Source organism: Tabrizicola sp. (assembly GCF_022842145.1).
In the GTDB taxonomy this organism is placed as follows: Bacteria; Pseudomonadota; Alphaproteobacteria; order Rhodobacterales; family Rhodobacteraceae; genus Tabrizicola.
On record NZ_JALHQD010000008.1, the window covers coordinates 1 to 24,367 of the forward strand.

General features: G+C 65.9%; 31 protein-coding genes. 21 read left to right on the top strand and 10 right to left on the bottom strand.

The features are described 5' to 3' along the window. Nucleotides 1-1,133: 1-deoxy-D-xylulose-5-phosphate synthase N-terminal domain-containing protein (locus Q0C42_RS16825; RefSeq protein ID WP_295078539.1), on the bottom strand; the 1,133-nt coding region annotated here is incomplete at its 3' end. 209 nt (nucleotides 1,134-1,342) lie between these two features. On the opposite strand from Q0C42_RS16825, the gene Q0C42_RS16830 reads away from it, so the two are divergent. Genes Q0C42_RS16830 through Q0C42_RS16840 form a run of 3 tightly spaced genes read left to right on the top strand, consistent with a single transcriptional unit; the run spans nucleotide 1,343 to nucleotide 2,509 of the window. Next, nucleotides 1,343-1,837: a hypothetical protein gene (locus tag Q0C42_RS16830; RefSeq protein WP_295078542.1), complete on the top strand. Its 495-nt coding sequence runs from the start codon at nucleotides 1,343-1,345 to the stop codon at nucleotides 1,835-1,837. Further along, on the top strand, nucleotides 1,830-2,195 hold the full coding sequence (locus tag Q0C42_RS16835; RefSeq protein WP_295078545.1) for a cell division protein ZapA: 366 nt from the start codon (nucleotides 1,830-1,832) through the stop codon (nucleotides 2,193-2,195). The genes Q0C42_RS16830 and Q0C42_RS16835 overlap by 8 nt, the downstream gene beginning before the upstream one ends. After that, the gene (locus Q0C42_RS16840; protein WP_295078547.1) at nucleotides 2,192-2,509 is read left to right on the top strand and encodes an MliC family protein; all 318 of its coding nucleotides are present in this window, start codon (nucleotides 2,192-2,194) and stop codon (nucleotides 2,507-2,509) included. Before Q0C42_RS16835 ends, Q0C42_RS16840 begins: the two co-directional genes overlap by 4 nt. A gap of 45 nt (nucleotides 2,510-2,554) precedes the next feature. Here Q0C42_RS16840 and grxD read toward each other — a convergent pair whose 3' ends face one another. From grxD to purL, 5 genes are all read right to left on the bottom strand, one after another. Continuing rightward, nucleotides 2,555-2,914, bottom strand: coding sequence for a Grx4 family monothiol glutaredoxin (gene grxD, locus Q0C42_RS16845; protein ID WP_295079206.1), 360 nt, complete (start codon nucleotides 2,912-2,914; stop codon nucleotides 2,555-2,557). Between the two features lie 190 nt (nucleotides 2,915-3,104). Beyond that, on the bottom strand, nucleotides 3,105-3,308 hold the full coding sequence (locus Q0C42_RS16850) for a hypothetical protein (protein WP_295078550.1): 204 nt from the start codon (nucleotides 3,306-3,308) through the stop codon (nucleotides 3,105-3,107). An 83-nt stretch (nucleotides 3,309-3,391) separates the two neighbouring features. Further along, complete coding sequence (locus Q0C42_RS16855; RefSeq protein ID WP_295078553.1) at nucleotides 3,392-3,628, bottom strand: BolA/IbaG family iron-sulfur metabolism protein; 237 nt, start codon at nucleotides 3,626-3,628, stop codon at nucleotides 3,392-3,394. A 27-nt stretch (nucleotides 3,629-3,655) separates the two neighbouring features. Beyond that, on the bottom strand, nucleotides 3,656-4,156 hold the full coding sequence (locus Q0C42_RS16860; RefSeq protein WP_295078556.1) for a GNAT family protein: 501 nt from the start codon (nucleotides 4,154-4,156) through the stop codon (nucleotides 3,656-3,658). Continuing rightward, the gene (purL, locus tag Q0C42_RS16865; protein ID WP_295078559.1) at nucleotides 4,156-6,309 is read right to left on the bottom strand and encodes a phosphoribosylformylglycinamidine synthase subunit PurL; all 2,154 of its coding nucleotides are present in this window, start codon (nucleotides 6,307-6,309) and stop codon (nucleotides 4,156-4,158) included. The genes Q0C42_RS16860 and purL overlap by 1 nt, the downstream gene beginning before the upstream one ends. 225 nt (nucleotides 6,310-6,534) lie before the next feature. On the opposite strand from purL, the gene Q0C42_RS16870 reads away from it, so the two are divergent. From Q0C42_RS16870 to Q0C42_RS16890, 5 genes are all read left to right on the top strand, one after another. Further along, a complete protein-coding gene (locus Q0C42_RS16870) occupies nucleotides 6,535-6,927 on the top strand; it encodes an MAPEG family protein (RefSeq protein WP_295078562.1) in 393 nt (130 codons plus the stop codon). A 30-nt stretch (nucleotides 6,928-6,957) separates the two neighbouring features. After that, nucleotides 6,958-7,320 (top strand): YciI family protein, encoded by a 363-nt coding sequence (locus Q0C42_RS16875; RefSeq protein WP_295078565.1) that lies wholly within the window; start codon nucleotides 6,958-6,960, stop codon nucleotides 7,318-7,320. Nucleotides 7,321-7,499: 179 nt separating this feature from the next. After that, nucleotides 7,500-7,847 (top strand): YciI family protein, encoded by a 348-nt coding sequence (locus Q0C42_RS16880; RefSeq protein ID WP_295078568.1) that lies wholly within the window; start codon nucleotides 7,500-7,502, stop codon nucleotides 7,845-7,847. Beyond that, entirely contained in the window at nucleotides 7,847-9,046 is a 1,200-nt protein-coding gene (locus Q0C42_RS16885; RefSeq protein WP_295078571.1) for a DUF6596 domain-containing protein, read from the top strand. Before Q0C42_RS16880 ends, Q0C42_RS16885 begins: the two co-directional genes overlap by 1 nt. Nucleotides 9,047-9,146: 100 nt before the next feature. Beyond that, nucleotides 9,147-9,641: a hypothetical protein gene (locus tag Q0C42_RS16890; protein ID WP_295078574.1), complete on the top strand. Its 495-nt coding sequence runs from the start codon at nucleotides 9,147-9,149 to the stop codon at nucleotides 9,639-9,641. Between the two features lie 236 nt (nucleotides 9,642-9,877). Here the strand turns inward: Q0C42_RS16890 and Q0C42_RS16895 are convergent, their stop codons facing one another. After that, on the bottom strand, nucleotides 9,878-10,783 hold the full coding sequence (locus Q0C42_RS16895) for a LysR family transcriptional regulator (RefSeq protein WP_295078577.1): 906 nt from the start codon (nucleotides 10,781-10,783) through the stop codon (nucleotides 9,878-9,880). Nucleotides 10,784-10,972: 189 nt separating this feature from the next. On the opposite strand from Q0C42_RS16895, the gene murI reads away from it, so the two are divergent. Then, complete coding sequence (gene murI, locus Q0C42_RS16900) at nucleotides 10,973-11,785, top strand: glutamate racemase (protein ID WP_295078580.1); 813 nt, start codon at nucleotides 10,973-10,975, stop codon at nucleotides 11,783-11,785. Then, nucleotides 11,785-12,525: a DUF1684 domain-containing protein gene (locus tag Q0C42_RS16905; RefSeq protein ID WP_295078583.1), complete on the top strand. Its 741-nt coding sequence runs from the start codon at nucleotides 11,785-11,787 to the stop codon at nucleotides 12,523-12,525. The genes murI and Q0C42_RS16905 overlap by 1 nt, the downstream gene beginning before the upstream one ends. A gap of 52 nt (nucleotides 12,526-12,577) precedes the next feature. Here Q0C42_RS16905 and Q0C42_RS16910 read toward each other — a convergent pair whose 3' ends face one another. Both Q0C42_RS16910 and efp read right to left on the bottom strand, forming a co-directional pair. Continuing rightward, nucleotides 12,578-13,357, bottom strand: coding sequence for a formate/nitrite transporter family protein (locus Q0C42_RS16910; RefSeq protein ID WP_295078586.1), 780 nt, complete (start codon nucleotides 13,355-13,357; stop codon nucleotides 12,578-12,580). A gap of 159 nt (nucleotides 13,358-13,516) precedes the next feature. Continuing rightward, nucleotides 13,517-14,083, bottom strand: a complete 567-nt coding sequence (efp, locus tag Q0C42_RS16915; RefSeq protein WP_295078589.1) for an elongation factor P — start codon at nucleotides 14,081-14,083, stop codon at nucleotides 13,517-13,519. Between the two features lie 84 nt (nucleotides 14,084-14,167). Here efp and epmA point away from each other — a divergent pair, with 84 nt between their 5' ends. The 11 genes from epmA (at nucleotide 14,168) to Q0C42_RS16970 (ending at nucleotide 23,881) form a co-directional block, all read left to right on the top strand. Beyond that, nucleotides 14,168-15,220: an EF-P lysine aminoacylase EpmA gene (epmA, locus tag Q0C42_RS16920; RefSeq protein WP_295078592.1), complete on the top strand. Its 1,053-nt coding sequence runs from the start codon at nucleotides 14,168-14,170 to the stop codon at nucleotides 15,218-15,220. A gap of 367 nt (nucleotides 15,221-15,587) precedes the next feature. Continuing rightward, the gene (argC, locus tag Q0C42_RS16925) at nucleotides 15,588-16,616 is read left to right on the top strand and encodes an N-acetyl-gamma-glutamyl-phosphate reductase (RefSeq protein WP_295078594.1); all 1,029 of its coding nucleotides are present in this window, start codon (nucleotides 15,588-15,590) and stop codon (nucleotides 16,614-16,616) included. 98 nt (nucleotides 16,617-16,714) lie between these two features. Then, entirely contained in the window at nucleotides 16,715-17,170 is a 456-nt protein-coding gene (gene ccmE, locus Q0C42_RS16930) for a cytochrome c maturation protein CcmE (RefSeq protein ID WP_295079207.1), read from the top strand. Nucleotides 17,171-17,239: 69 nt separating this feature from the next. Continuing rightward, complete coding sequence (locus Q0C42_RS16935) at nucleotides 17,240-17,851, top strand: holin-associated N-acetylmuramidase (protein WP_295078597.1); 612 nt, start codon at nucleotides 17,240-17,242, stop codon at nucleotides 17,849-17,851. Further along, on the top strand, nucleotides 17,842-18,315 hold the full coding sequence (locus Q0C42_RS16940) for a holin family protein (protein WP_295078600.1): 474 nt from the start codon (nucleotides 17,842-17,844) through the stop codon (nucleotides 18,313-18,315). The genes Q0C42_RS16935 and Q0C42_RS16940 overlap by 10 nt, the downstream gene beginning before the upstream one ends. Nucleotides 18,316-18,385: 70 nt before the next feature. Continuing rightward, on the top strand, nucleotides 18,386-20,131 hold the full coding sequence (gene argS, locus Q0C42_RS16945) for an arginine--tRNA ligase (RefSeq protein WP_295078603.1): 1,746 nt from the start codon (nucleotides 18,386-18,388) through the stop codon (nucleotides 20,129-20,131). A 71-nt stretch (nucleotides 20,132-20,202) separates the two neighbouring features. Beyond that, nucleotides 20,203-21,195, top strand: a complete 993-nt coding sequence (locus Q0C42_RS16950) for an SPOR domain-containing protein (protein WP_295078606.1) — start codon at nucleotides 20,203-20,205, stop codon at nucleotides 21,193-21,195. Next, nucleotides 21,192-22,187 (top strand): glycoside hydrolase family 3 N-terminal domain-containing protein, encoded by a 996-nt coding sequence (locus Q0C42_RS16955; RefSeq protein ID WP_295078609.1) that lies wholly within the window; start codon nucleotides 21,192-21,194, stop codon nucleotides 22,185-22,187. The genes Q0C42_RS16950 and Q0C42_RS16955 overlap by 4 nt, the downstream gene beginning before the upstream one ends. Then, complete coding sequence (locus tag Q0C42_RS16960) at nucleotides 22,180-22,971, top strand: ScpA family protein (protein WP_295078612.1); 792 nt, start codon at nucleotides 22,180-22,182, stop codon at nucleotides 22,969-22,971. Before Q0C42_RS16955 ends, Q0C42_RS16960 begins: the two co-directional genes overlap by 8 nt. After that, the gene (gene scpB / locus Q0C42_RS16965) at nucleotides 22,971-23,609 is read left to right on the top strand and encodes an SMC-Scp complex subunit ScpB (protein ID WP_295078615.1); all 639 of its coding nucleotides are present in this window, start codon (nucleotides 22,971-22,973) and stop codon (nucleotides 23,607-23,609) included. Before Q0C42_RS16960 ends, scpB begins: the two co-directional genes overlap by 1 nt. Nucleotides 23,610-23,680: 71 nt before the next feature. Then, on the top strand, nucleotides 23,681-23,881 hold the full coding sequence (locus Q0C42_RS16970) for a hypothetical protein (RefSeq protein WP_295078618.1): 201 nt from the start codon (nucleotides 23,681-23,683) through the stop codon (nucleotides 23,879-23,881). Here Q0C42_RS16970 and Q0C42_RS16975 read toward each other — a convergent pair. Then, nucleotides 23,859-24,332, bottom strand: coding sequence for a hypothetical protein (locus Q0C42_RS16975; RefSeq protein WP_295078621.1), 474 nt, complete (start codon nucleotides 24,330-24,332; stop codon nucleotides 23,859-23,861). The two genes, Q0C42_RS16970 and Q0C42_RS16975, sit on opposite strands and share 23 nt — an antisense overlap. Nucleotides 24,333-24,367: the final 35 nt, after the last annotated feature.

Below are 24,367 nucleotides of genomic sequence, written 5' to 3' on the forward strand. Positions count from 1 at the left end.
ATGGTTTCCGGCAGCACCGGGTTCACCGCGGCCAGCACCTTTTCCGACGAGGCGCGGGTGGCCAGCTTCGGCATATCCGTGACGGCCTGCTTCTTCACGCCGCGAATGACCGAGGCCAGCTTTGCCGGGGCGTCGGCCGCGAAGATCCGGGCGAATTCGGCCTGCTTGGCGGGGGAAAGGGCGGCCATCCGCGCCTCCCACTCTGCCCGCGCCTTGGCACCCTTCGCACCCAGAGACTCCCACCACGTCTTCACGTCGGCGGGAATTTCGAACGGCCCGCCTTTCCAGCCATAGCCGTCCTTTGCCGCCTGCAGCTGCGCCTTGTCGGTCAAGGCGCCGTGGCCCTTCGACGTGTCCTGCGCGGCATGGCCGATGGCGATATGCGTCTTGCAGGCCACCATCGCAGGGCGGGGCGAGGCCTTGGCGGCGGTCAGCGCCCGGTCGATGTCGGCTGGATCATGCCCGTCACACTCGAACACATCCCAACCCGAGGCAGCAAAGCGCGCCTTCTGGTCGGTCACGTCGGCGATCGAGACCTTGCCGTCGATGGTGATCCCGTTGTTGTCCCACAGGACAATCAGGCGCGACAACTGCTGCTTGCCCGCAAGCCCGATGGCCTCCTGGCTGATGCCCTCCATCAGGCAACCGTCGCCCGCGATGACCCAGGTGTAGTGATCCTGAACCTTCGCCCCCCAGCGCGCCCGCAGCGACTCTTCGGCCATCGCGAAGCCCACGGCGTTGGCGATGCCCTGACCGAGCGGTCCCGTGGTCGTCTCGACCCCTTCCACATGGCCATATTCCGGATGGCCCGCCGTGATCGCGCCCCACTGGCGGAAGTTCTTGATCTGCTCCAGCGTCATGTCTTCGTAGCCGGTCAGGTGCAGCAGCGAATAGATCAGCATCGACCCGTGCCCCGCCGACAGGATGAACCGGTCGCGGTCCGGCCAGCGCGGCGCCTTGGGGTCGAACTTCAGGTGACCCGCGAACAGCACCGTCGCCACATCGGCCATGCCCATCGGCATCCCCGAGTGCCCGGAGTTCGCCGCCGCCACCGCGTCCAGCGTCAGAGCCCGGATCGCGGTCGCGCGCATCCAGTGGTCGGGGTTCGTCTGGCGAAGGGTCTGGATGTCCACGGGCTTCATTCCTTTGGCAAGGGGCATGGGATTGCGCAAGCGTCCTACCCACCACGACCGGCAAGATCAAGCTTGGACCCCAAGGCCTTGGGAAGAAAGGCCGGTCGCCTTTCCGAGGTTTCACGTTAAGATCGGTTCCGACCGGGAACGGGGCGATTCGTCGCCCTTGAACCGTTATCGACTGGTGTGCGACGGGCAAGGGGTCAGGGATGCAGGACATAACCGAACTGGAAAAGCGGATTACCGCCGCGCTGGAACGGATCGGCAAGGGCGTGGACCGGCTTTCCTCGCAATCCCGTGCTGCCGCCCCGGCGACGCCCGCCACTCCGGGGACCGACGCCACCCTCCGCGCCCAGCTGGAGGAGGAAAAATCCCTTACCGCGCAGTTGCAGGCCCGCCTTCGCGCCGCCTCTGCCCGCGAGTCGAAGGGCGACCTGCAGGAAAAAGTCGACCGCCTGACCCAGGAACTTGACGTCAAGGGTCTGGAGTTGCAGCGCATGCGCCGCGTGAACGCCAGCCTGCGCGAACAGCTTGAGGCGCTGCGCACCGCCGCCGCTTCGGGTGTCACCGAACCCCAGCTCATCAACAAGGCGATGCAGACCGAGCTTGAGACCCTGCGCGCCACCCGCCTGACCGAGATCGCCGAGATGGACGAGATCCTGGCGGCCCTCGAACCCCACCTGACGGAGGCCGGCAATGCCTGATCTTGAAGTTACCATCGGCGGTCGCCCGTTCCAGGTCTCGTGCCAGCCCGGCGAAGAACACTTCCTGCGCGCGGCCGCCGGGATGCTGGATGCCGAAGCCTCGCCGATCATCGCCCAGATGGGCCGCTTGCCGGAAGCCAAGATGCTGCTGATGGCGGGCCTGATGCTGGCCGACAAGACCGCCGCCGTGGAAGACGAGCTGCGCACGCTCCGGACCCGCGTGGCGGAACTGGAAGCCCGCCCCGTCGCCACCCGCGACGTCGCCGTCATTCCTGCACAGGTGAACGAGACGCTGGCCGAAATCGCCGCCCGCGCCGAAGCGATGGCCGCGAGGGTGGAAGAGCAACTGAAGGCATGAGGGCGCACTGGCTGCTTCTGGCGCTGGTCCCGCTCCCCGCCAGCGCGCAGGATTTCACCGGCGCGACCTATGTCTGTGACCGGGACGTCCGCGTTCCGGCCACCTACGTCAACGGACCCGATCAAAGCCTTGTCGTCATCAACGTCGACGGCCACCAGATCACGCTGGTGGATGAGCCCGCCGGCTCGGGCGCGCGCTATGGCTGGCCGTCAGACGGGTCGATCTACGTCTGGTGGACGAAAGGTGACGCGGCGACGCTGTACTGGAAGACGCCAGAGGCCGAGACCCTGCTGCTGACCTGCAAGGCCGAATAAGCCAGAAGACCCGCCGAAGCGGGCCCTGGCCCATCCGGTCCGCCGTCAGCCGTTGGCTTCGCGGATCTTCTCGGCGGCTGCCTTGTCGAAGGCAACGCCCTTGGTCTCCAGAAGCTGGTCCAGCTCACCCGAAAGGGTCATCTCGGTGATGATGTCGCAACCACCGACGAATTCGCCCTTCACGTAAAGCTGCGGGATCGTGGGCCAGTCGCTGAAGTCCTTGATGCCCTGACGAATTTCGGCATCTGCCAGCACGTTCACGTCGGCGAACTCCACTCCCATGAAGTTGAGGACCCCCGCCACGCGGGACGAGAACCCGCATTGCGGCATCATCTTGGTGCCCTTCATGAACAGCACCACATCGTTCTTCTCGATGGTGTCCTTGATCGTGTCCTGCGCGCTCATCGCCCGTTCTTCCTTTTCCATCTGCGGAATCCCCACTTCCGGGTCACCCGCCAGTGTCTTGGCCCATATTTCAACAGCGGCCAGTTGCTTGCAACCGATATGGCGGCGTAGACCAACAGCAATCCGACCAGCCACGGCGCTACCCAAGGTGCTTTCGCCATCAGTCAGGCGGCAAGCCCCGGGTCCATTTCTACTCCCGACTGTCGCGTGAGGCCAGATAGGCCGCCATCCGCCGCTCGGCTTCCAGCGTTGCGGCCTGGCGCTTTTCGAAGCTTTCATCCACCGGCTCGGGCTGGCCGCGCTTTCGCTTGGCGCGCGCCTTCAGCACCGTCACCAGGCCAAGCAGCGGCAGCACCGCCGACATCAACCCACCAAGTCCTGCACCCGTCGCCATTCCCAGCGCCCTTCGCTGTTTCGGTTGTCCGCAAAGAGATAAGGTTCAACCCGGAAAGCTGCAAGACAGCGCCGGGCTCGCCGCTACTCCGGTGCCTTGGTCGTCAAGGCCAGCGCGTGCAAGGCGCCGTTGGGGCCATCCATCCGGCCTTTCAGCGCCGCGTAGACCGCACGCTGCTGCTGGACGCGGTTCATTCCCTTGAAAGACGGGTCGATGACCTCGGCGGCGAAATGCGATCCGTCGTCGCCCTGCACGCTGATCTTCGCATTCGGGAAAGACTCCCGGATCAGGGCTTCGATGTCGCGGGCTTCGATGGGCATCAGGCGATCTCCTTCTTCACCACAAACCTAGGCTTGCGTGGGAAGGGGTTCAAGGGATTCCCATTCGCTTCGCAGCATGCCGTAAAGCATCACGTCCACCACGCGCCCCAGCGCCGGACGATACCAGTGCTGCCGAAGCCGCCCTTCCAGAGTGAAGCCGGCGCGGTCATAGGTCCGCATCGCGCGCGGGTTCTCGGACGAGGCATCCAGCCAGACCCGCGCCGCACCCAAGGTAGCAAAGCCGTAGTCCAACAGCGCCCGCAGGAACACCTGTCCCCTGCCGTCGCCCGTTCCCTCCAGCGCCAGCCGGCGCAGTTCGACTGCGGCCGAGGGGTCGCCCACCGTGCAGAACAAGGCAAATCCCGCCGGACCCGCGCCGCTTTCCCAGATCACCACCCGTGCCGATGGGTCTGCCAGATAGGCCAAGAGCGCCGGCTCCGGCTCGTCGGTGATGAAGGGCGCGTTCTCAGGGCGGCCGGCGATGGCCCGGATGAACGGGACATCCACCGCAGTCGCCGGACGCAGCATCAGACGCCGACCGTGGCCGCAAAGGCGGTGCGGTAAAGCCGCGACAGTTCTGCCAGCGGCGCGCCGTCGGTCCCGAAGGTGACGCGGTCGCCGCCAAAGCGCCCGACCTGAGCCACCTTGACCCCACCCGCAGCCGCCATGAAGGCCGCAAGGTCGTCATGCCGGATCGCGACCACGTAGCGCGCCTGATCCTCGCCGAACAGTTGGCCGATCTCGGCCGATTTCAGCGTCAGACCGATCCCCGCACCCTCCGCCATCCGGAACGCGGCCAGAGCCAGCCCGCCATCGCCCAGGTCCCGCGCCGCGCGGATGCGCTTGCGGTTCGACAGCAACGCCTTGGCCGCAGAGACTTCTGCCGACAGATCGACATAGGGCGGCTCGCCGGCTTCGATCCCGAAGGCCTCGGCCAGGAGTGCGGACTGCCCAAGATGCCCCCGCGTCTCGCCGATCACGACGACGATGTCGCCGTCGGCGGGTTGGCCCGCGATCAGCTCATCCGCCAGCATGATCCCGACCGCACCGATGGTCGGGGTCGGCAGGATACCCGACCCGTCCGTCTCGTTGTACAAGGACACGTTCCCCGACACGATCGGCACGTCCAGCGCCCTCACTGCGGCACCGATGCCGTCCAACGCACCGACGAACTGGCCCATGATCTCGGGCTTTTCCGGGTTGCCGAAGTTCAGGTTGTCCGTCGTCGCCAAGGGCTTGGCACCGACCGCGATCAGGTTCCGGTAGGCTTCCGCCACCGCCTGCTTGCCGCCCTCGAACGGGTTGGCCTTCACATAGCGTGGTGTCACGTTCGAGGTGAAAGCAAGCAGCTTGCCCGTCCCGTGCACCCGCACCACGCCCGCGCCCATGCCCGGGGCCACCACGGTATCCGCGCCGACCTGGCTGTCGTATTGCTCATAGACCCAGGCCTTGTGGGAATAGCTGGGCGACCCGATCAGTGCCTTCAGCGCCGCAATCGGCGTGATCGCCGGAACCTGCGGCAAAGGCGCCGGGGCAGGGGAGGGCACCCAGGGCCGGTCATACTCCGGCGCGCTGGAGGAAAGCTTCGACAGCGGAATATCCGCCTTCACCTCGTTGCCGTGCAGGATCAGGAACCGATCCTCGGGGATCGTCTCGCCGACGATGGCGAAGTCGAGGTCCCACTTCACGAAAATCGCCCGCGCTTCCGCCTCCATCTCGGGCTTCAGCACCATGAGCATCCGCTCCTGGCTTTCCGACAGCATCATCTCGTACGCCGTCATCCCCGTCTCGCGCTGCGGCACGTCGTCCAGCTGCAGCTTGATCCCAAGCCCGCCCTTGTCGCCCATTTCCACGGCCGAACAGGTCAGCCCCGCCGCACCCATATCCTGGATCGAAATGACCGCACCCGAAGCCATCAGCTCCAAACAGGCCTCCAGCAAACGCTTCTCGGTGAAGGGGTCACCCACCTGCACCGTCGGGCGCTTTTCCTCGATGGTATCGTCGAACTCGGCGGATGCCATCGTGGCCCCGCCGACGCCGTCACGCCCCGTCTTGGCACCCAGATAGACCACCGGCATCCCCACACCCGAAGCCGCCGAGTAGAAGATCTTGTCGGTATCCGCGAGGCCCGCCGCAAAGGCGTTCACGAGGCAGTTGCCGTTGTAGCTGCGGTGAAAGCGCACTTCCCCGCCCACCGTCGGCACGCCAAAGGCGTTGCCGTAAGACCCGACGCCCTCCACTACACCCTTCACCAGATGCGCGGTCTTGGGATGGCTCGGCAGCCCGAACGACAGCGCATTCATCGCCGCGATCGGCCGTGCGCCCATCGTGAAGACGTCGCGCAGGATGCCGCCCACGCCGGTCGCAGCACCCTGATGCGGCTCGATGTAGGAGGGGTGGTTGTGGCTCTCCATCTTGAAGATCACCGCCTGCCCGTCACCGATGTCCACGACCCCGGCGTTCTCACCCGGCCCGCAAATGACCTGCGGCCCCGTGGTCGGCAGCTTCTTAAGGTGGATCTTCGACGACTTGTAGGAACAATGCTCGTTCCACATCGCGCTGAACACACCCAACTCGGTGAAGGTCGGCTCCCGCTCCAGAATACCCAGCAGTCGCTCCCATTCATCGGGCTTGATCCCGTGGCTGGCGACCAATTCCGGCGTGATGGCGGGCTCTTGCATGGCATCCCCTCTGGCAGGTTTGCGCGCCTCTTACGGGAAAGGCAGGGGAAGGGCAAACTGCCGACGCACCTACCGGCCCGGATTCTGCGCAGAAAAATCGCAACCCCCGCTTCAAAGGCAAAAATCTTTCGCGCCCGGCGCGATTTTTCTCCACCGCATGTCGAAATCGGCACAGTAGCGGCGTCCTTGGGTCACGAAACCCGAAACACAAAGGAAACCCCCGAAATGTCTTTCCCGATTACCACGCTGTACGCGCTTCCCCTGATCCCGCTGTTCCTCGTGTTCTTCTTCCGCGTCTCCGGTCGCCGGACCGAACTCAAGGCCTCGATCGGCCATGCCAACGACACCATCTTGCACGAACGCATCCGCCACCACGGCAACTTCGTCGAATGGGTTCCCTTCGTCCTCCTGCTTCTTGCTTTGGCCGAAGCAAACGGCGGCAACTCCATCGCGCTGCACTGCGCGGGTGGGTTCCTGGTCCTGGGGCGCATCCTGCATCCCTTCGGACTCAAGGCAGACGACCCGACACATGTCCTGCGCGTCATGGGCAACTCGTTGAACCTTCTGGCCACGGTGATCCTTTTCGTGGTCCTCGCCATGTCCCGCTTCGGCGTCTGAGCCAGTTTCCTCACACAAGGATGACCGACGATGAACTACATGATCCTGATCTACGGCGACCCTGCTCTTGAACCGGCCTGCGGCACGCCTGAATTCAACGAGATGATGGCAGGCTACACCGTCCTGAACCGCAAGATGCAGGCCGATGGCGTGATCCGCAGCGGCGACGGGTTGCAAGGCATCGAGACGGCGAAATCGGTGCGTCTCCGCGCTGGCAAGGTCGAGACGATGGACGGCCCCTTCGCCGAAACCCGCGAACACCTTGGCGGCTACTACATCATCGACGTGCCGGAAATGGACACCGCACTCAGCTACGCAGCCCTGGTTCCCGCCGTGCAGTTCGGGACGGTCGAGGTCCGACCGGTGATGAACTTCAATCCCGCTGGCAACTAGGGTCGCACGCCCCTGCGCCGCCCCCGTCCGACCGGCGGGGGCGGTGTCGTTTTTCCTCAACCCCATCCGATTTTTTTGACTTTTCCCGCCCCCCATGTCGAAATCCGCGCCAGCCCCGCGTCCTTGGTGCAGGACCGGCTGGCAAGCCCGCCAGCGGCCGCTGATGAAAGGTCAGGACGATGAAATACATGATCACCCTCTACGCCGCCCCGGGCGCCGAGCCCGGCTATGGCACACCCGAGTTCGACGCGATGATGGGCGAATACATGACCCTTGGCGAAGGCATGCCCGGCGTGGCCACCTTTCTTGCGGGCGAAGGTCTGCAGGGGGTGGAAACGGCCACCACCCTGCGCAAGCGCGGCGGCAAGATCGAGACGATGGACGGCCCCTTTGCCGAAACCCGCGAACACCTGGGTGGCTTCTACCTGATCGAGGCCGCTGATCTTGACGCCGCCCTCCGCTTTGCCGCCGAAATCCCGGCCGCCCGCTACGGCTCGGTCGAGGTGCGCCCGGTGATGGAGTACTGATGTCTGAAGCAGCGCTGGGGCAGGTGCTGCGGCAGGATCGGGGGCGGCTTCTGGCCGCCCTCGTTTCCCGCGTGGGTGACTTCCAGAAAGCCGAGGATGCCTTGCAAGAGGCCGCCACCTCGGCACTGGTGCACTGGGCCCGGGCAGGGGTCCCGGCAAGCCCGCTGGGCTGGCTTTTGCGTGCGGCACTCCGAAAGGCCATCGACGGCTACCGCCGTGACGCCACGCTCTCCCGTCACCGCGATGCCATTGCTGTCCTGTCCGAGGAAGAGGCTGCCGACCCCGACCCCCAGACCATCCCCGACGACCGGTTGCGGCTGATCTTCACCTGCTGCCACCCGGCGCTGGAGGAGAAGACCCGCGTCGCCCTCACGCTGCGCTCCTTGTGCGGGCTGAGCACGCCTCAGGTCGCGGCCGTGTTTCTTGATGCCGAGCCGACGATGGGCCAGCGCCTCAGCCGCGCCAAGGCCAAGATCACCGCCGCCCGCATTCCCTTCGTCGTCCCCGGTCCCGAAGACCTGCCCGACCGGCTGAATTCGGTTCTGACCACCGTCTACCTGATCTTTACCGCAGGCTACACGCAGGGCCCGGAAACCGGCATCGACCTTTGCACCGAAGCGATCTTCCTTGCGCGTCTTCTGGTTCAGCTTGCCCCCGACCAGCCCGAGGTCGAGGCTGCGCTGGCGCTGCTTTTGCTGACCCATGCGCGTGCCGCGGCCCGGAACGGACCGGATGGCCAGACCCTGCCGCCCGCACGTCAGGACCGCAGCCTCTGGAACCGGACGGAACTGGACGAAGGTTTTCAGCTTCTTGACCACGCCATTGCCCGCCGAGCGCCCGGACCATTCCAGCTGAAGGCTGCCATTGCCGCGCTCCATGCCGACGCGTCTGGCCCCGACTGGCCGCAGATCGCCGCCCTTTATGCCCGCCTGCTGGATTTCGAGCCGACCCCGGTCGTTACCCTCAACCACGCTGTGGCCCTGGCCGAAGCCGGGCATCCCGCGCAGGCCCTTGCGCAGGTGCAGCAGTTGGAGAGGCAGCTTTCCGACTACCAGCCGTTCCACGCCGTCATGGCTGATCTTCTGGCGCGGACGGGGCAGAACGAGCCGGCAAAGGCCGCCTATGATCAGGCCATCGCGCGGGCAGCTTCGCCCGCAGACCGCGCCTTTCTGATGCAGCGGCGTCAAGGGCTCGGCTGACGGCGGTCCTCCGCCACTCCGGGATCTGCAAGGGAACAACCTCATCCGTCGCGGGTTGACTGCCGCATGCCGAATTTTCGGCTCACTTGAGGAGATGACTATGTTCAATCCGAAGACCCTTACGGCCTCGGCCGCCCTTTTCGCGCTGGTTGCAATGCCGGCCCTGGCCCTTGAACTCTCGGCTGACGCCAAGCTTGGCGCTTCGCCCGAAGACATGACCACCGTCACGGTGATGAGCGATTCCGCCTTCGTCGGCAACGAGGTCCGCACCAAGGACCAGATCGTCATCGGCCAGGTCGAAAGCGTCTATGACAGCGAAGGCGCTCCGGTCGCCGTGGTGACCCTGAACAGCGATTTCGGCGCGAAATCCAGCGTCAAGTCCTTCACCGTGCCGCTGGCCAGCGACATGACCGCCGACGGCTCGCTGACCTTGGGCTGGACCGAAGCCGAACTGATCGCTGCGATCTCGTCCAATATCGACGCCACCAGCCCGGCCCTGGATGACTCTGCCGACAGCGAGACCGAGAAGTCGGAAGATGGTGCGGCCGATGGCGCGGACGACGCCACCGACGACAGCACGGACACCGGCGGCTGACGCCTGCTTCCATCCAACATGCGGCCCGGCAGGTAACTGCCGGGCCTTTTTCATGGGCCGCGGCCAAAAAAAAGGCCGAGCTTGCGCTCGGCCAAGTCCAACAGGGAGGTACGAAGGGGCAAGAGCAAGCTCATCACCGCTTCGAGATTTGAGATAGTGCCACATGCTTGCGCAAACAAGTCAGGAATGCCCGACGTTTGGGCATTGCCGCTATGCAAATGCTGCATAGCAGCAATTCAGGCAGCGGCCTCTTCGGCCTGACGCCGGCGGAAGGACATGATCTCCTCGGTCACGAAATCACGGAACGCAGCCACCCGCTTGGAATGGCGCAGCTCCTCGGGATAGGCCAGGAACACCGGCACCTCGGCGCTTTCCACCTCGGGCAGAACCCGCACCAGATTGGGGAAATCCTCGGTCAGATAGTCCGGGAGCACCCCGATCCCCAGATGGTTCAGCACCGCCTGCAAGACCCCGAAATAGTTGTTCACCGTCAGGGTCGAGGGGATGTCATGCGTCATCAGCTCGGCCACCAAAAGGGCGCCCGACGCGACCTGAGGCGTACCGGCATGCTGGCTGATCAGCCGGTGGCTGCTGAAATCGTCCATCGAATGCGGCTCGCCATGGATGGCCAGATACTCCGGCGTCGCGAAAAGCTGCATGCGGATCTGCATGAGGCGCTTCCGGATCAGGTCGGCTTGGCTCGGCTCCTTCATCCGGATCGCCACGTCGGCCTCGCGCATCGGTAGGTCCAGAACGCGCTCCTCCAGCATCAGGTCGATCTTCAGCGCCGGATACTTGGCGTAAAGCCGCGCGAGCCGCGGCGCCAGCCACAGGGTCCCGAAGCCCGTCGTCGTCGTGACCCGCAACTCGCCAAAGACCTCGTCCTCGCTGTCGCGGATCCGCGCCGCGGTCGCATCCAGCCGCCGCACCATCTGCGTCGTCGCGTCGAACAGAAGCTCGCCCTGTTCCGTCAGGATCAGTCCCCGGGCGTGCCGGTGGAACAGCGTCACGTTCAGGCTTTCCTCCAGCGCGCGGATCTGCCGGCTGACGGCCGACTGCGACAGATGCAGCACGTCCCCCGCATGGGTCAGGCTGCCCTTCTCCGCCACGGCGTGAAAGATCCTCAGCTTGTCCCAATCCATGAGCTACCCTTTCCTGATCACCGGACACAGTAACATGTCCGACCCCAGATAGGGATAGGGGTTCGCATGTAAACCCTGCCGGCGGCGGTCTCCGCCGGCTTGGCCCTTTCGCCCTCCACCGGTCCGCCCTATGATCGCCAGCAGGATAAGGCGCGCATCAGGATTGCGCCGACAGCGCAAGAGGCAGGCATGGCAGTTGGCGTCTTTGATTCGGGCCTGGGCGGTCTGACCGTTCTTGATGCGTTGACAAAGCGCCTGCCGGACGTGCCTTTCGTCTACTTCGGCGACAATGCCCACGCGCCCTATGGCGTCCGCACCGCAGACGACATCTTCAACCTGACCTGCGCCGCGACGGAAAGGCTCTGGGCCGAGGGCTGCGATCTGGTGATCCTTGCCTGCAACACCGCCTCGGCCGCCGCTCTCAAGCGGATGCAGGAAACCTGGGTGCCCGCCGACAAGCGCGTCCTTGGCGTCTTCGTGCCCCTGATCGAGGCACTGACCGAACGCCAATGGGGCGACAACTCCCCCCCGCGCGAAGTGGCCGTGAAACACGTCGCCCTTTTCGCCACCCCGGCCACCGTCGCCAGCCGTGCCTTCCAGCGCGAGCTTGCCTTCCGCGCCATCGGTGTCGACGTCGAGGCCCAGCCCTGCGGCGGGGTGGTCGATGCCATCGAACAGGGTGACGAGATCCTGGCCGAAGCCCTGGTCCGCTCCCACGTCGAGGCGCTCAAGCGCCGGATGCCGACGCCCGAGGCCGCGATCCTGGGCTGCACGCATTACCCCTTGATGGAAAAGGTCTTCGCCGATGCCTTGGGGCAGGGGGTGAAGGTCTATTCCCAGGCAAACCTGGTGGCCGAATCCCTCGCCGACTACCTGACCCGCCGCCCCGCCTTCGCCGGCAGCGGCACGCAGTCGAAGTTCCTGACGACCGGCGACCCGGCCTACGTGTCGAACAAGGCGACGCAATTCCTGCGCCGGAAAATCACCTTCGAGGCGGTCTGATGCTTCCCCTGGCCGAGTGGCGCTCCGCCCGCCTTGCTTCCCTCACCGCACCCGATGGCTGGCTGAATCTGGTTGCCAGGATCGAGCTTGCCCCCGGTCGCCACCTTGTCGGCGCGGCACAAGAGGTGCAGCTTCCGTCCGGTCCGGACCTTCTGGGAACCCTGGAAATCAGCGACAGCGGCGCGACCTTTGCCGCGCCGGGCAAGGCCCCCGAACCCTTCCAGCCCATCCCTGACGCTTTCCCGCAGTTGCAGGTGGGCACGTTCCTTCTGGAAATCCACACCGTCGACGGCGTCCCGGCCCTGAGGGTCCGCGACCTGACGCTGACCCCCGCCATCACCTTGCGACATTTCGCTGATCCACCGGATTGGACGATCCGAGCAAACTGGGAAAGCTTCGCACCGCGAGTCTATGATGTAGCAATGAAAGACGGTTCCACCGCCGCGGTGACCCTGACCCACCGCGCGACCTTCCAGCATGAGGGCGAGACCGTCACCCTGACGCCGACGCATTGGAAATCCGGAAAGCCGATGTTCGTCTTCCGTGACGCCACGGCGGGCGAGACCTATCCGGCCTGCCGCTTTCTCTTCGGTGAGGACGCTTCCGACACCGAGATCACCTTGGACTTCAACCGCGCCATCTCGCCGCCCTGCGCCTTCACCGATTTCGCCATCTGCCCGTTGCCGCCCCCCGGCAACATCCTTCCGTTCCGCATTGAGGCGGGTGAGCTGGCCCCCTGACGCCACGGGGGCGCTTTGCGCGGGCGTAGGGTGGATGATCCGCCCACCCTCCTTATCCCCGCATCGACCCATAGGCATAGCGGTATGCCAACGCGACCCCGCCCGCTCCGCCAAGCACATTGCCCAGCGACACCCACAGCAGATTGCCCAGCACTCCCGCCGTCGTCGCCTCCGACCCGGCCCAAACTCCGGCGGGGAACAGGAACATGTTGGCCACCGAATGCTCCAGCCCCAGTGTCACGAAGGCCGCGACGGGCCAAAGGACGCCCAGGATCTTGTCCGTCGCCGTCCGCGCCGCGAAACTCAGCCAGACTGCAAGGCAGACAAGTGCATTGCACAAGGCGCCACGGACAAAGGCTTCGACCGGGGGCAGGGCGGCTTTGGTCGATGCGGCCTTTGCGGCCACCGTACCCATCGGCCCGTCCAGCAGGCCCGACATCCCGAAGGCCACCGCCAGACCCACAGCACCCACCAGATTGCCCAGCCAGACGATCCCCCAGTTGCGCAATAGCGCCCCCAGCGTGATCCTCCGGTCCACCGCCGCCATCACCATTAGCGCGTTGCCGGTGAAAAGCTCTGCCCCGCCCACGACGACCAGGATCAGCCCCAGCGCAAAGACCACGCCACCCAGTACCCTTTGCGGGCCAAATCCGGGGTCCGCACCGGCCATCGCGATGCACCAGAAGGCCGAGCCAAATCCGATGAAGGCCCCGGCAAGCAGGGCGAGCGTCGCCACGCGGTGCAGCGGCAGGGCCGCCTTTGCGACGCCCGCCGTCTCGATCAGTGCCGCAATCTCGGCGGGCTTGTAGGCATCGTGACTTTCCCCGGGCATCTCGGCCTCCCTTTTGGGCGCAGCATAGGCCTTTGCGGCCTCCGGCAAAGCAAAAAGGCACGCCGTGGGGCGTGCCTTTCAAACCTTTCGGAAACCTTAACGTTCACGTCCAACCCATTGATAAGGTTGAGTGGGCCAAACCCACCACGCGTGGGCAGATCAGTCCTTGGCGCGCTCGACGTAGCTGTCGTCGTCGGTGTTGATCACGATCCGCACGCCCGGCCCGATATGGGGGGGCACCATGACCCGCAGCCCGTTCTGCACGACCGCCGGCTTGTACGAGGACGAGGCCGTCTGCCCCTTGGTGACCGGCTCGGTCTCCAGGATCTCGACGGTGATCTTCTGCGGCACTTCCATCGCGATCGGAACGCCGTCGAAGGTCTTCACATAGCAACGCATGCCTTCCTGGAGGTAGGCCTTGTTCGCGCCCAGGATATCCTCGGTCACGACGACCTGATCGTAGCTGATCGGGTCCATGAAGTGGAATCCCTCGCCGTCCTCGTACAGGAAATCATACTCCCGCTCGTCGACGGTGGCCTTCTCGACCATCTCGGTGGTCCGCCAGCGTTCCGAAACCTTGGTGCCGTCCGAAATGCGACGCATGTCGACGCTGGTGGTCGGCGTCCCCTTGCCGGGGTGGAAGTTCGAGGCGGTCAGCACGACGTAGAGCCGACCCTCCATTTCGACAACGTTGCCCTTGCGGAGCGAGGAGGCGATGACTTTCAAAGGTCGGGTCCTTGTTGTAACGGGGACCGGTCCCAGGACCGGCATCTGCCCGCGCCCGTAACCCATCCCGACCGGAATTTCCAGATGAATCCCGCTTCGCCCCCGTCCAACCCCTGGTGGGCCCCCCACCGCCACGCCGACCGCCGCCCGCTGCTTCTGGCCCGCAACCGCATCCAGGCGGCGATCCGGGCCTGGCTTGCCGGGGAGGGGTTCACCGAGGTCGATCCGGCCGCGCTGGCGATCTCTCCTGGAAACGAGGCTCACCTGCACGGCTTTGCGACCGAAGCGATCGGAAATGACGGGGAGGGGCGGCGGATGTACCTCCACACCTCTCCCGAGTTCGCGATGAAGAAGCTTCTCGCGGCGGGGGAAACCCGGATCCACGCCTTCGCCCACGTCTGGCGGAACCGGGAGCGGGGGCCGCTCCATTCCCCCGAGTTCACGATGCTGGAATGGTACCGGGTGGGCGAGGGGTACGAGGTCCTGATGGCCGATACGATGGCCTTCCTGCGACTGGCAGCGCGGGAGGCGGGGGGCTCGCTACTGCGCTTTCGGGACCGGACCTGCGATCCCTTTGCGGAGCCGGAACGGATCACGGTCGCGGAGGCGTTCGAACTGCACGCCGGGGTGGACCTGATGCGCTCGATCCGGGCGGATGGGTCGACGGATGCGGGCGGGCTGGGGGCGGAACTGGACCGGATCGGAGTGCGGCGGGCGGGGGATGACACCTGGTCGGACATGCTGAGCCGGGTCTTGTCCGAGAAGGTGGAGCCGAAGCTTGGGATGGGACGGGTGACGATCCTGGACCGGTATCCCTCGGCGGAGGCGGCGCTGGCCCGGAAGGTGCCGGGCGACGCGCGGGTGGCGGAGCGGTTCGAAGTCTATGCTTGCGGGGTGGAGCTTGCGAACGGGTTCGGGGAGCTGACCGACGCGGGCGAGCAGCGGCGGCGGTTCGAGGCGGAGATGACCGAGAAGGCGCGCGTCTATGGGGAGACCTACCCGTTGGACGAGGACTTTCTGGCGGCGCTGGAGGGGATGCCTGCGGCGGCGGGGATCGCGATGGGGTTCGACCGGGTGGTGATGCTGGCCACGGGCGCGCCGAGGATCGACGACGTGATGTGGACGCCGGTGCCGTGATGTGCCCGCGCGCGAGCAGGTTTTGGGATCTTTTGATTTCAAGGGCTTGGCTGTGGTCTTTGAGGGTTTTTTAACCTTCGGGCTGCTTGAAGGTTGGGGCGGCTGTTGAATTGAGCGCTGACGCGCAAGGCTTTGATCTCGTCGTCGGGCTGCGCCTCCTCCTCGGTCGTCGGGGGCGCTTCGCCCCCCGAACCCCCAGGATATATCTGAAAGGATGATCCCGGTTCGGGTGTTGGTGCCTCCGGCGGGGATATTTGGGCAAAGATGAAAGGCTTTGGGCCGGAATTGTGCCGGTGACATCCGGTGGCCTTGCATTAAAGGGCTGCGGGGCGCAAAGAAGGCGCGTTTCGTTTGCAGGAGCCGCGCCATGACCCATCGCATCGCCATCCTTGGAGCCTCGGGCTATACGGGGGCGGAGCTTGTCCGTCTGATGGCCACGCATCCGTCGATGCAGATCGTGGCGTTGTCGGCGGACCGCAAGGCGGGCATGGCGATGGCGGAGGTGTTTCCCTTCCTGCGGCATCTGGACCTGCCGCGGTTGCAGAAGATCTACGAGATCGATTTTTCCAACGTTGACCTGTGCTTCTGCGCGCTGCCTCATGCGACGACGCAGGAGGTGATCGCCAAGCTGCCGCGGGATCTGAAGATCGTCGACCTGTCGGCGGACTTCCGGCTGCGCGATCCGGCGGAATACGAGAAGTGGTATGGTCAACCCCACGCCGCGCAGGATTTGCAGGCCGAGGCGGTCTATGGGCTGACGGAGTTCTATCGGGACGAGATCAAGGGCGCGCGGCTGGTCGCGGGCACGGGGTGCAATGCGGCGACGGGGCAGTTCGCGCTGCGGCCCCTGATCGCGGCGGGCTGCATTGACCTGGACGACATCCTGATCGACCTGAAGGCGGGCGTCTCTGGCGCGGGGCGGTCCTTGAAGGAGAACCTTCTTCACGCGGAATTGTCCGGCGGCACACACGCCTATTCGGCTGGCGGCAAGCACCGTCATTTGGGCGAGTTCGACCAGGAGTTTTCCAAGGTCGCGGGACGTGCGGTGCAGGTGCAGTTCACGCCGCATCTTCTGCCGATGAACCGGGGGATCCTTGCCACGGTCTATGTGAAGGGTGACGCGAAGATCGTGCACCAGACGCTTGATAAGGCTTATGAAAGCGAACCGTTCGTGAAGGTTCTGCCGTTTGGCTCGCTGCCCTCGACCCGCGACATTGCCGGGTCCAACTTCTGCCATCTGGGTGTCGTCGGCGACCGCAGGCCGGGCCTTGCTGTCGTGGTCGCGGTGCTGGACAACCTGACCAAGGGATCCTCGGGGCAGGCGATCCAGAACGCGAACCTGATGCTGGGGCTGCCCGAGGCGGAAGGTCTGATGCTGGCCCCGGTCTTCCCGTAAGGCTTGACGCGCATCAAGGCGTGCCCACCTTGGGCATGGCATAGGCCGGGTGACGGCAGGGGACGCACAGTATGAGTGAGAAGACGGCATTCCGCGGGCTGAAGGGCCTGAAGAAGCAGCGGCGCATCCAGATCATCGCTTTGGCTGCCGTGGCGCTTCTTGGAGCAACGGGGCTTGTCGGGTATGCGATGCGGGACGGGATCAACTTCTTCCGCAGCCCCAGCCAGGTGATGTCCGAGCCGCCTTCGGCCGGGGAGACGTTCCGCATCGGCGGGCTGGTGGTGGAAGGGTCGATCGTGCGGGGCGAGGGCACCGAGGTGTCCTTTGCCGTGACTGACACCAACGCGACTGTGCCGGTCCGTTACACCGGCATTCTACCGGACCTCTTTTCCGAGGGGCAGGGGATGGTGGCCCTGGGCAGGATGGAGGGCGACACCTTCATCGCGACCGAAGTGCTGGCCAAGCATGACGAGACCTACATGCCCCAGGAAGTCATCGACTCGCTGAAGGAGCAGGGGGTCTACGTCGACCCCGAGGCCAAGCCGGAAAGCTGAGCGCGCGCCCTGGTCGGGCCGCGTTAACGCCGGTTTGCGAGGTTGCCCCCGTTGCACAGGGGGTGGCCGATGCCGGAAGTCCGTCAGATTGCCGAGGAAATCGTGGCCCGCGAGGGCGGGTTCGTCAACGATCCGGATGATCCGGGCGGGGCGACCAATCACGGGGTGACGATCCACACGATGCGGCGGCTGGGGATCGACGTGAACCGGGACACGCGGATCGACGTGGCCGATGTGCGGGCATTGACCCGCAAGCAGGCGGTGGAGATCTACCTCAAGCATTACTACCAGGGACCGGGGATCGCGGCGCTGCCGGAGGTGCTGCAGGCGTCGGTCTTTGACATGTATGTCAACGCGGGCGGCAATGCGGTGAAGATCCTGCAGCGCTTGCTGACCGACATGGGGTTTCCTTGCGATCCCGACGGGGCCATCGGGCCGCAGACGATCCGGGCGGCGCAGATGGCCTATGAAGCGGCGCCCTCGCATCTGCCGGACGCCTACGGGATCGCGCGGCGGAATTACTACTATGCGATTGCGGACAAGCGGCCCGCGAGCCGGAAGTTCGCGCGGCGGAAGGATGGCGGCAAGGGTGGCTGGATCGTCCGGGCCGAGGAGTTCATCTCGGCGAAGTATCATCTGACTGAGGCACAGCACCGGGCGCGGGTCTCGGCATGGGGATGATCGGGAAGCTGATCGGGACTCCGGCGGCGGTATCGGCGCTTGGGGAAGCGGCACAGGGGGTGGCGGAGATCTTCGTGCCATCCGCCACCAAGCGGATGGAGCTGTCGGCCGAGGCGCAGATGGCGGCCTTGCGGCAGTTGGGCGAGGAGTACCAGCACCCCGCGCTAAGCTGGTTCGACCGGATGGTGAACGGGCTGAACCGGCTGCCGCGGCCCTGTCTGGCCTTCGGGACGCTGGGGCTTTTCACCTATGCGATGGTGGACCCGGTGGCCTTTGCGCAGCGGATGGTGGGGCTGAATGCGGTGCCGGAGCCATTGTGGTGGCTTTTGGGTGCCATCGTCGCCTTCTACTTCGGCGCGCGGGAGACGCATTACTTCCGCAATCGGGCCGTGGTGTCGCCGTTTGCGGCCGCGGGCACGGTGCCGGAGGAGAATGCGGCGCTGGAGGAGTGGCGGCGAGCTTGAAACCCGCTCCGATCCTTGACCTCTGATGGGACCTCTGGCATGGCCTAGGCGCATCAGAGGATGTGATCAAATGAACCTGTTCGCCGATATCCGTGAGCTTGTGGTGGCCGAATTGCAGGGGCTGATGGCTTCGGGCGTGCTGCCCCAGGGCCTGGACCTTGCTGCCGTCGCGGTGGAGCCGCCGCGCGACCAGGGGCATGGCGAGATGGCGACCAATGCGGCGATGGTGCTGGCGAAACCGGCGGGGATGCAGCCGCGGGCGATTGCGGATGCGCTGGCGGCGCGGTTGATGGCGGACCCGCGCGTGGCGGGGGCCGATGTGGCGGGGCCGGGGTTCTTGAACCTGCGGCTGGAACCTGCGGCCTGGCAGGGGCTGGTGCGCGAGGTGCTGGTGCAGGGAACGGGCTATGGCCGGTCGTCGCTGGGGCAGGGGCGAAAGGTCAACGTGGAGTTCGTCAGCGCCAACCCGACGGGGCCGATGCATGTGGCGCACGCGCGGGGCGCGGTGGTGGGCGATGCCTTGGCGGCGCTGCTGGCCTATGCCGGGTTCGAGGTCACGCGGGAATACTACATCAACGACGGGGGCGGGCAGGTCGATGTGCTGGCCCGGTCCGCCTATGAGCGCTACCGCGAGGCGCATGGGTTGTCGCCGGAGATCGCCGAGGGGCTTTATCCGGGCGATTACCTGATCCCGGTTGGGCAGGCCTTGAAGGACAAGTATGGCGACAGTCTGCTGGACCAGCCGGAAAGCGTCTGGCTGGCGGATGTGCGGGTCTTTTCCACCGACATGATGATGGAGATGATCCGCGAGGATCTGGCGGGTCTGGGCGTCAAGATGGACGTCTATTCGTCGGAGAAGGCGCTTTATGGCACGGGGCAGATCGAGGCGGCGATCGAGCGGCTGAAGAAGCTGGACCTGATCTATCAGGGCACGCTGGAACCGCCCAAGGGCAAGGCGCCGGAAGACTGGGAACCGCGCGAGCAGACGCTGTTCCGGTCCACCGCGTTCGGGGATGACCAGGACCGGCCGGTGCAGAAGTCGGACGGGGCCTGGACCTATTTCGCGCCGGACATTGCCTACCACTACAACAAGGTGATGCGCGGGTACGACGAACTGATCAACATCTTTGGCGCGGACCATTCGGGCTACGTCAAGCGGCTGAAGGCCGTGGTCAGCGCCCTGTCGGAAAACCGGGTGACGCTGGACATCAAGCTGATCCAGCTGGTGAAGCTTCTGAAGGGCGGGCAGATCGTCAAAATGTCGAAACGCGCCGGGACCTTCGTCACGCTGCGCGACCTGATCGAGGAAGTCGGACCGGATGTCGTGCGCTTCGTCATGCTGACGCGGAAGAACGACGTGGCGCTGGACTTCGACTTCGACAAGGTGACCGAGCAGTCCAAGGACAACCCGGTCTTCTACGTGCAATACGCCAATGCCCGGATCAACAGCATCCTGCGGAAGGCGCGCGGCGACGCGGGACTGGACGTGAGCGATGCCTCGCTTTCCGCAGCGCACCTGGCCCATCTGGGGCATGAGGCGGAACTGGAAGTGATCCGCAAGCTGGGCGAATGGCCCCGGCTGATCGAAATCGCCGCCAAAGGGCATGAGCCGCACCGGGTCGCCTTCTACCTTTACGAGCTCGCCTCGGACTTCCACGGGTTGTGGAACAAGGGCAATGATGACGACAGCTTGCGGTTCCTCCAGGGGGATACCGCAATTTCTGCGGCGAAAATCGCCCTTGTCCGGGCCGTGGGCGTTGTCATTTGCGCTGGTCTTGGTATCCTTGGCGTGACTCCGGTCGAGGAAATGCGCTGACCAACCGCGCCCCGCCGGAGACGAGGCGTATTGCAGGGGTGGATCAACCACCTCGCAGGCAGGGGCAGCAGATGGCGGACGCGGATTATGACTTCGGCGGCGGCTACTCTCATCGGGAGGAGCCCGCTCGGCAGGGTGCCAGGGAAATCCTTGGCGCCCGCAAGGTGCAACGCACATTCAACGTCGCCGGGGCAGTGACCTCGCTTGGCCTTGTGGTCGGCCTGGCCGTCTGGGGCTATCAACTGGCGGTGCGCGATGTGCGCGGCGTTCCGGTGATCCAGGCGATGGAAGGTCCGATGCGGATCGCGCCGGTCGACCCGGGCGGCGAGGTGGCGGATCACCAGGGGCTTGCGGTGAATGCGGTGGCGGCCGTCGGGACGGCGGCACCCCCGCCTGAAAAGCTAGTGCTGGCCCCGCGTCCGGTGGAGCTTGCGCCCGAGGACACGGCCGGCCTTGGTGCCACCGCGATGCCAGGGCTGGAGGAAGCCTCGGCGCCCGCAGCAGCGCTGACGGCCGACGCCGATCTGGTGCTGGCAGCAGCCCCGCCGGTGGAAAGCGCGACCCCGATTGAAGTGGCCATCGATGCGGCGCTGGCGGAGGCGTTGGGAGAAATGCCTCTTGATGCCGCGGTGGAGGAGACCGTGACGGACACGGTCGCGCTGGAGCCGCTGGCCGAGCCCGCACCCGAGGGCGCGATCACCGTATCGGTCCGGCCCAAAGCACGTCCGGGTGCGCGCAATGACGCGGTTCCGGTCGCCCGGGCCGCCGAGACCCTGCCTGCGCCGAACGAGGTTGACCCCGCGACGCTGACCCCCGGCACCCGGCTGGTTCAGTTCGGAACCTTCGACACGGCCGAGGAGGCGAAGGCCGAATGGACCCGGCTGCAGGGCCGTTTCGGCGAGTTGATGGCGGCCAAGGCGATGGTGGTGCAGCCCGCCGAAAGCGGAGGGCGCACCTTCTATCGCCTGCGGGCGCATGGTTTCGAGGGCGAGGATGACGCGCGGCGGTTCTGTTCCGCCTTCGTGACCGAGGACGCGGTCTGCATCCCGGTGCCACACAAATGACCGTAGGCCACGGGGCGGTGATCTTCGGCTGTGCCGGGCCGAAGCTTCTGTCCGAAGAGCGTGCCTTCTACCGCGATGCCGATCCCTTCGGCTTCATCCTTTTTGCGCGCAACGTCGAGGACCCGGCGCAGCTGCGGCGGTTGACGGCGGACCTGCGCGACGCCGTGGGCTGGCAGGCCCCGATCCTGGTCGATCAGGAGGGTGGCCGGGTGCAGCGGTTGCGCGCACCGCACTGGCGGGAATGGACGCCTCCGCTGGATACGGTGGACGGCGCGGGGTCGGTCGAGGCGGCGGAGCGGATCATGCGGCTGCGGGCCGCGGTGATCGCCTCGGAACTGGCGGATGTGGGCATCGACGCAGACTGCATCCCGACACTGGACGTCGTGCGCGAGGGGACGCATCCCTTCCTGATGAACCGCTGCTATGGCCGCGATCCGGACATGGTGGCCCGGATCGGGCGCGCGGTGGCCGAGGGGCTGATCGCGGGGGGTGTGCTGCCGGTGATGAAGCACATGCCGGGGCATGGGCTTTCCCACGTCGACACGCACCACGATCTGCCCACGGTGGATGTTTCGCACAAGGATCTGACGGCGGTGGACTTCGCTCCGTTCCGGGCGTTGCGGGACCTGCCGATGGCGATGACGGCGCATCTGGTGTTTGCGGCGCTGGATGGTGAGCGGCCTGCCACGCAGTCGCCCGCGATGATCCGGGTGATCCGCGAGGAGATCGGGTTTCAGGGCCTGCTGATGTCGGATGACCTGAACATGCAGGCCTTGTCCGGGACTTTGGCGGAACGCACGGCGCGGACCATTGCGGCGGGGGTGGACGTGGCGCTTCACTGCAAGGGCGACATGGCCGAAATGGTGGCTGTCGCCGGCGCGGCGGGCGTGATGGGACCTGATGCGCTGGCCCGGGCCGAGGCGGCGATGGCGGCACGGCGTCCGGCTACCGTTGATATTGAAGCTGCCTTGGCCGAGCTGGCGCATGGCTGACGAAGACGCCTGGGAGCAGCCCGAGCGCATCGCGCCCGAGGACCGGCTTGCCGCCGAGGCTTTGATCATCGACGTGGACGGGTTCGAGGGACCGCTGGACCTTCTGCTGACGCTCTCGCGGACGCAAAAGGTGGATCTGCGGAAGATCTCGGTGTTGCAGCTGGCCGAGCAGTACCTGGGCTTCGTCGAGAAGGCGCGCAGCCTGCGGATCGAACTTGCGGCGGATTACCTGGTGATGGCGGCCTGGCTGGCGTTCCTGAAGTCGCGGTTGCTGTTGCCGCCGGAGCCGGGGGACGAGGGGCCGTCGGCCGAGGATCTGGCAGCGCATCTGGCGTTCCAGCTGGAGCGGTTGCAGGCGATGCGGGATGCGGCGGCGCGGCTGATGGGGCGCGACCAGCTGGGGCGGGACTTCTTCGCGCGCGGCGTGCCCGAGGACCTGACGCACCTGCGCAAGGTCACCTGGACGGCCACGCTTCTGGACCTGATGCGCGCCTATGCGCAGATCCGCACCAAGGACGAGTTCCGGCCTTTCGTGCTGGACCGCGAGCATATCTACACGATGGAGCAGGCGCTGGACCGGATGCGGGGGCTGATCGGTTACGTGGGCGACTGGGCCACGCTGGTCAGCTTCCTGCCGGACGGCTGGGACGGCACTCCCATGGCGCGGCGGTCGTCGCTGGCCGCGCATTTCGCGGCGGTGCTGGAGATGGCCAAGCGGGGCCAGGTGGTCCTGCGCCAGGGCGAGACGTTCTCTCCCATCGAGTTGCGGCGGAAGGACGGATGATGGCCGAGGAAAGCGAAGAGAGCCTGTTCGACGCGCCGCCGATGGGTGAGCAGGAGCGGATGGTCGAAGCGATCCTCTTTGCCAGCGCCGAGCCGGTGACGCTGGCGGAACTGGAAGCACGGATGCCGCATGGCGCGGACCCGGCCGAGGCGCTGGTCTATCTGAAGAAGCGCTATGAGGGGCGGGGGGTGAACCTGGTGAAGGTGGGCGACGCCTATGCGTTCCGCACTGCTGCGGACCTGGGCTTCCTGATGCGGCGCGAGACGGTGGAGGTGCGCAAGCTGTCGCGGGCTGCCATCGAGACGCTGGCGATCGTCGCCTACCACCAGCCGGTGACCCGGACCGAGATCGAGGAGATCCGGGGCGTGGCGGTCAGCCGGGGGACGGTCGACCAGTTGCTGGAGCTGGAGTGGATACGCCTGGGTCGCCGCAGGATGACTCCCGGAAGGCCGGTGACCTTCGTGGTGACGGAAGCTTTCCTGGACCACTTCGGCCTGGAATCGGCGCGGGACCTGCCGGGGCTGAAGGAGTTGCGGGCTGCGGGCCTTCTGGACAGCCGACCCTTGCCGGGGCAGGGCGCGACCGGGGACGAGGACGAGGAAGCGACGACTGGCCAGAGCGAGTTGTTCGAGGATTGACCCGTCGCCGCGCGGGGCTGGTTTTCGCGGCGGGTTGAGCCATATTCGGCGGGCGGCAACAGGAGGGGCGAGTGAACCTGAACGGTCTTTTCAACATGCTGACCAAGATGTTCGTCCGCAGCGCCGTGGATGCCGGCATCAACTATGCGGCCCGGCGCGGCAAGCCCGAGGCCGAGATGACCCCCGAAGAACGCGAGGAAGCCAGGAAAGGCCGCGAGCTTGCGCAGCGCGCGAAGGAAATCTCCAAGGTCACTCGGCGGCTCTGGCGCTGAGACCGCAGGTGTTCTCAAGGCCAAGGGTCGTCAGACTGGCTTTCAGGAAGCCTGGCAAGTGCAGACCGGGCTGGAAATAGAGGCCCGAAGCCAAGTCGCCATCCAGTGAGGTCATCCAGGTGACGCTGACGAAGGGTGGCGCGGGCGTGCGGGACGCGTAAGGATCGATCGAGGCTGCGTCGCCAGCGATGAAGCCCTGGAGAGCCGTCAGAATCGCGGCCTCCTCACGTTGGGACATGCGCCAGCGGATTGGATGGCGCGCAGGCATCCCGACACCCCGGACCTGCACCAGGCTGATCCAGCCATCCTGCAGCGCGACCGAGCAGGCGATGATGTGGTCGGGCTGAAGGTCGGGACGCACCTCGAAGGTCAGGCGGTTGGCACAGGCGGGCAGGGCGGTCAGACCGACCGCCAGCCCTGTGACCAGACCATGCCAGCGCGCGCCACGCATTGGCCGCTCTCCCGGTGGGTGTGGGAAAGTCTAGC